The following is a 4,765-nucleotide window of genomic DNA, read 5'->3' as shown; positions in this document are numbered from 1 at the left end:
ACAGCGGCGCCGCAGACCTGCCACCAGCCGCGTTCGAAGCCCTCTACGATCCCACCAAACACCGGCTGACCCAGCCAGAAACCCAACCCATCTAGGGAGCGTTTCATAATCCGGTCAGAGCCACTCGTTGATGATGGCGATGGTCAGGACGGCCTGGAAGCGGACGGCCAGCTTGTCGTAACGGGTGGCGACGCCGCGCTGGCGTTTGAGGCGGTTGATGCCGCACTCGACGGCGTGGCGTTGCCGGTAGATGGCCGGGTCGAACCCGGGCGGGCGGCCACCCTTTGATCCTCGGGCTTTGCGGTGGGCGTCCTGGTCGGTCTTGCTCGGGATACAGGCTTTGATACCGCGGGAACGTAGATGGCCCCGGTTGCCTTTCGAGGTGTAGGCCTTGTCGGCCAGGACCAGGTCCGGGCGGGGTGCGGGGATGCCCACCGCCGATCCGGGCGATGCGGATCTTGCGCAGGACGGGGATGAACTGTGGGCTGTCCCCGCGTTGGCCTGCGGTCAGGGTCAGGGCCAGGACTTTCTGGCCTTGCTCGCAGGCGAGGTGGGTCTTGGTGGTCAGCCCGCCTCGGGAACGACCCAAGGCGTGATCGGCGGGTTCGTCGTGTACGCCGCCGGGTGGTTCTTTCTGCAGGTGCCCGTCGTGGCGGGCGCCAGCGGCGTGCTGATGGGCGCGGCTGGTCGTCGAGTCGATGCTGACGTCCCAGTCGATGCGACCGGCCGCGTCCGCCACGGCCTGCAACGCGGCCAGGATCTTCTCCCAGGTGCCGTCACGTTGCCAGCGGCGGCGCCTTCGGGTTCGACCGGGTCGATGGGATACGCCACTTCTTGCGCAGGAACGCGCCCCTGCAGGCCGGCGGTCCGCATCAACCGCTCGACCCGCTTGCGGCCCAACTGCCGGCCCTGCCGACGCAGGATGGCGTGCACCCGAGGACTGCCGTAAGTGCCGCCGGACACGTCGCGAAGCGTTGTCGGAAAGGCTCCTGGTAGACAGCACCCTGCCAGCCTCGTCCAACACTGCCGCGACGTGCACGTCCTTGTGGGTGTCAACCCCGACAGTCACGTCCTGGTCCTCGCTCACTCTGCCTCCTACCTGCTGCATTGACGGCAAGGCTCGACCACCGAGCACGAGGAGAACGCTGGACAGAACGGGGATGAGGGACGAACCCGAGCTCCTAATCAGGTCACCGCGCCGGCCCGTGCACGCGCCGAGACAGGTGCCTCCGCCAGCCGGGTCGACGGGTCCACTTGATGGCACGGAGCCGGTTCAAACTCGGGTCAGGCCCGGCCGGCGGGGACACCTCACCAGAATCCCCGTTCAGACTCAGCGACCGCCGAAAGCCAAAACCTGCACAGGGCTTGGCCGCACACCGGTGTTCGGGTGTCGGGCAAGACCCCTGATCCCGAAGGAGCCTGACCGAACAGACTGCTCAGCGTTTCAAGCTCTGTAGCAGCGATTAGGAAACCGTGGCGTGGAAAAGTACGGGCGCGCGCTGCCACTCAGCCGAGGAACGTCACGGTCTCCGACACAGGGGCGCGGCGGATACGCGGATGCACCACCGTCGGGTCGGCGAAGCCGATCGACATGCCACAGAACAGCATTCGTTCGGGAGGCGGCGCGATCACCTCGGCGACACTGCGGTGGTACTCCGCCCAAGCCTCCTGCGCACAACTGTGCAGCCCCTCGGCCCGCAGCAGAAGCATCACGGTCTGCAAGTACATGCCCGCGTCGGACCACCGCGGCGCAGGCATGTCCCGGTCTACATAGCAGAACAACGCCGTACCGGCTCCAAAGCAGTTCCAGTTTTCGGCTCGAACCCGGGCGCGCGTGACGACATCGTCGCGCGCGATACCGAGCGAGCCGTAGCGGCCTTCCCCCAGCGCCGCCATTCGTTCGATGTAAGGCGAGCGCAACTCGGGCGGGTAAATCGCGAACTCGCGATCGTCGCCGCGATCACCGACAGCCACCCGCTCGGCCACTCGCCTCTTCAGCTCTGCCAACGGTTCGCCAGACACGACGTAGACATGCCATGGCTGCAGGTTGCTGCCCGACGGAGCGTTAGCAGCCGCTGCCAACACGCGTTGCAACTGTTCCCGCGCCACGGGCCGATCGGTGAACTTGCGGATCGACTGCCTCGTCCGTACCGCACTGTAAACGTCCATTGGGTGAGCATACGAAGCGTCGATCACGTCGTACGCAGGGCCGACGATGCCGGAGAGCGGCGTCCCGTCGTGAGGACCAACCCAGCCACGTCCAGCGTGACACGCCGAGCACACTCTGCAATAGACCTCGATCTTTCGACCTTCGTCGCATCATCGAGACTGCCCGGATCTTTCCGTCTGAGGAGGTGATCGCGTTCTCAGTTTCCGGTGATGCGCTCGCCGTAGTCCATGGGCAAGGGAATTCAGCGCTTGCTTCCGGCCGCCGGTCTTGCCGGTGACGTTAGCCCGGATCGGCCGCGGGCTGCGAATGGCCGGATAGAGGACTTTGAGCGCGGCCTATTCGTTGGGGAAGCCCGCAGCGGCGGGTGGCCTGGCGGATCCGGGCCTTGAGCGACTCGATCGCGCTCGTGGTATAGACAACCCGGCGTCAGCCTTAGGGGTGTCTCAGTTGGTGATCTTTGCGAGTCGGCGGTGGCAGATGAGGATGGCGGCGAGGTCGGCGGAGGCTTGAAAATGCTCGGCTTTGCGTCGACGAGCGAAGCGGAGGTTGTTGGTGAACCAGGACAGGCACGACTCGAAGATCCACCGGTGCCGGCCAAGACGCTGGGACGACTCGACGCCTTTGCGGGCGACCCGCACGACGATGCGCCGGCGGCGGACCTCGGCGCGGATCGCCTTGTGGTCGTAGGCCTTGTCCGCGTGCAGCTTGCCCGGACGGCGGCGGGGCCGGCCGCGACGGCCTCGCACCGGCGTGAAGGCATCCAACAACGGGAACGCAACTGCGCGTCCGGGGTGTTCGCGGCTGAGATCGGCACCTGTAGCGGCACGCCCCGCCGGTCGCACAAGACGTGGATCTTCGAGGGCCTGTCAAGATTTCGGCTCTGACGCGGAAACGGTGGTTGCTGTGAGTGATCTACGCGAGCAGGATTCGTTGGCGGAGTAGAGCGAAGCCGGCGCGGCCGTACATTTGCCGTTTCAGCAGCTTGACCTTGGTGTTCGCACCTTCGGTCGGGCCGTTGCTGTAGGGCAGGGTCAGCCCGGCCACAACGGCGGTCTCGTCCATCCGCAGACCGCGGACGAAGCCGTGCAGCGCGGGTAGATCGACGGCGTCGACGGCTGTCATCCAGGGCTCGAGGTCCTCACCGCGGCGCTGGGTGAGCAGGCCGGCGAACTCGCCGACCCGCTGGGCCAGCACGGTCAGGTGCGGGCAGGCGGCGAGCAGTTCCTGCAGGTGGCTGCGGTAGTGGGTGGGCAGGTCCTCGGGCCTGGTCAACAGCCAGGCGACCAGCCGGCGCGGTGACGGTGGGGTGCGTTCGGCGTCGGCGCGGCCCTGGTTGAGGTAGCGCACCAGCAGGTTCGCGCTGCAGGTGTAGCCGAGCTCGCGGATCTCGGTCAGCAGACGGGTGACCGGCACCTGCGGGTCTTCGGCCCGGCGGCGACGCAGGTGGTCCCGGTACGGGTCGACCAGGGTCTCGCGGTAACGCGGCGGCCGTTGCAGCTGCTCGGCGGTGGTGGCCCGGGCGTAGCGCTTGACGGTGTTCAGCGCCCAGCCGAGCTGGCGGGCGCACTCCAGCAGCCCGACACCTTGGCCGAGCAGGTCGTGCACGGCCGTATGGCGTTGACGGGTGCGTTCGTCCAGCGGCCGGTCCGTTCCGGCGGGGTGCTGGTGCCAGCAGCCACTGTGCGCGACCACGGTCTTCTCGACCGCTCTGGCCAGGTTCGCCCACAAGTGCCAACGGTCGCTGACCTGCACTGCCTGCGGGGCGCCATCGCGGATGGCCTCGGCATACGCTGCGGAACCGTCACAGCAGACGACCCGCACCTGCGGGTGTTCGCGCAGCCGCGCGGCCAGGGTGTCGGCTTGACGGTCCGGGAGTACGTCGAGGCGGCGGTGGGTGACCGCGTCGATGATCAGGGTCGCGTACCGGCGGCGCCGGCGCATCGCGAAGTCGTCGACGCTGATCACCTCGGGGATTGGCTCGGTCAAGGTCGGCATGTCCATCAGGACGCGTAGCACCGTCGAACGTGAGCTACGTATACCTAGCCGGGCCAGCACGCTCGCGCCGGCACGACCGGCCAGTACCACCGCGAGGTCAGCGATCAGCTCGGTCAACGGGCGGGTCCGTCGCGCCCACCGGGTGGTCAGGGCGGGCACCTGCTCACGGAACGTGCGCCGCGGACAGGACTGGGTCGGGCAGCGCAGCCGCCGTACTCGCAGATCGATGACCACACCCCGGCCGCCTGCCGGCAGGTTCGCGAGCCGGCGACGGTGATAGGCGTGCACCCGCTCGGCCGGCTCGCCGCAATCTGGACAGGAAACGGCCCTCACCGACGTCCGGGCGCGCACCAGCACCACCGAGCCCTGGTCGGCTATCTCTTCGATGACCAGCGACGACAGCTGAGGAAGCAAGGCCTTGATCAAGTTCCGGTCACACCGGCATCACCCTGCCGTGGAGCGACCGGACACATAGGACCACCCACCACCGTCTCTGCGCCAGAGCCAAGATTTCTGTGTAAGTTGATCTATGGGTTGTCAGGTCAGGTAGGGGCCGAGGCGGTCGGGGTAGGCCAGGGCGAGGGCGCCGAGGGCTTGGCG

General features: G+C 67.5%; 3 protein-coding genes and 2 pseudogenes. All 5 read right to left on the bottom strand.

Translation table 11 applies throughout. The annotated features are described in order from the left end of the window. Window positions 1–114 precede the first annotated feature (114 nt). A pseudogene (locus tag ACIP9D_RS32770) lies at window positions 115–793 on the bottom strand (IS5 family transposase); the annotation flags it as partial. Window positions 794–843: 50 nt separating this feature from the next. Beyond that, window positions 844–960: pseudogene (locus ACIP9D_RS32765) on the bottom strand (IS3 family transposase); the annotation flags it as partial. 546 nt (window positions 961–1,506) lie between these two features. After that, window positions 1,507–2,169 (bottom strand): nitroreductase, encoded by a 663-nt coding sequence (locus ACIP9D_RS32760; protein WP_350877555.1) that lies wholly within the window; start codon window positions 2,167–2,169, stop codon window positions 1,507–1,509. Between the two features lie 444 nt (window positions 2,170–2,613). Beyond that, window positions 2,614–2,934, bottom strand: coding sequence for a hypothetical protein (locus tag ACIP9D_RS32755; protein ID WP_350877557.1), 321 nt, complete (start codon window positions 2,932–2,934; stop codon window positions 2,614–2,616). A 148-nt stretch (window positions 2,935–3,082) separates the two neighbouring features. Beyond that, entirely contained in the window at window positions 3,083–4,579 is a 1,497-nt protein-coding gene (locus ACIP9D_RS32750; RefSeq protein WP_350877559.1) for an ISL3 family transposase, read from the bottom strand. Window positions 4,580–4,765 lie beyond the last annotated feature (186 nt).

This window comes from Micromonospora sp. NPDC093243 (genome assembly GCF_044753725.1).
Taxonomy (GTDB): Bacteria; Actinomycetota; Actinomycetes; order Mycobacteriales; family Micromonosporaceae; genus Micromonospora.
The sequence above is the reverse complement of the archived record's forward strand: the minus strand, read 5'-3'. Positions and strand labels throughout refer to the sequence as shown.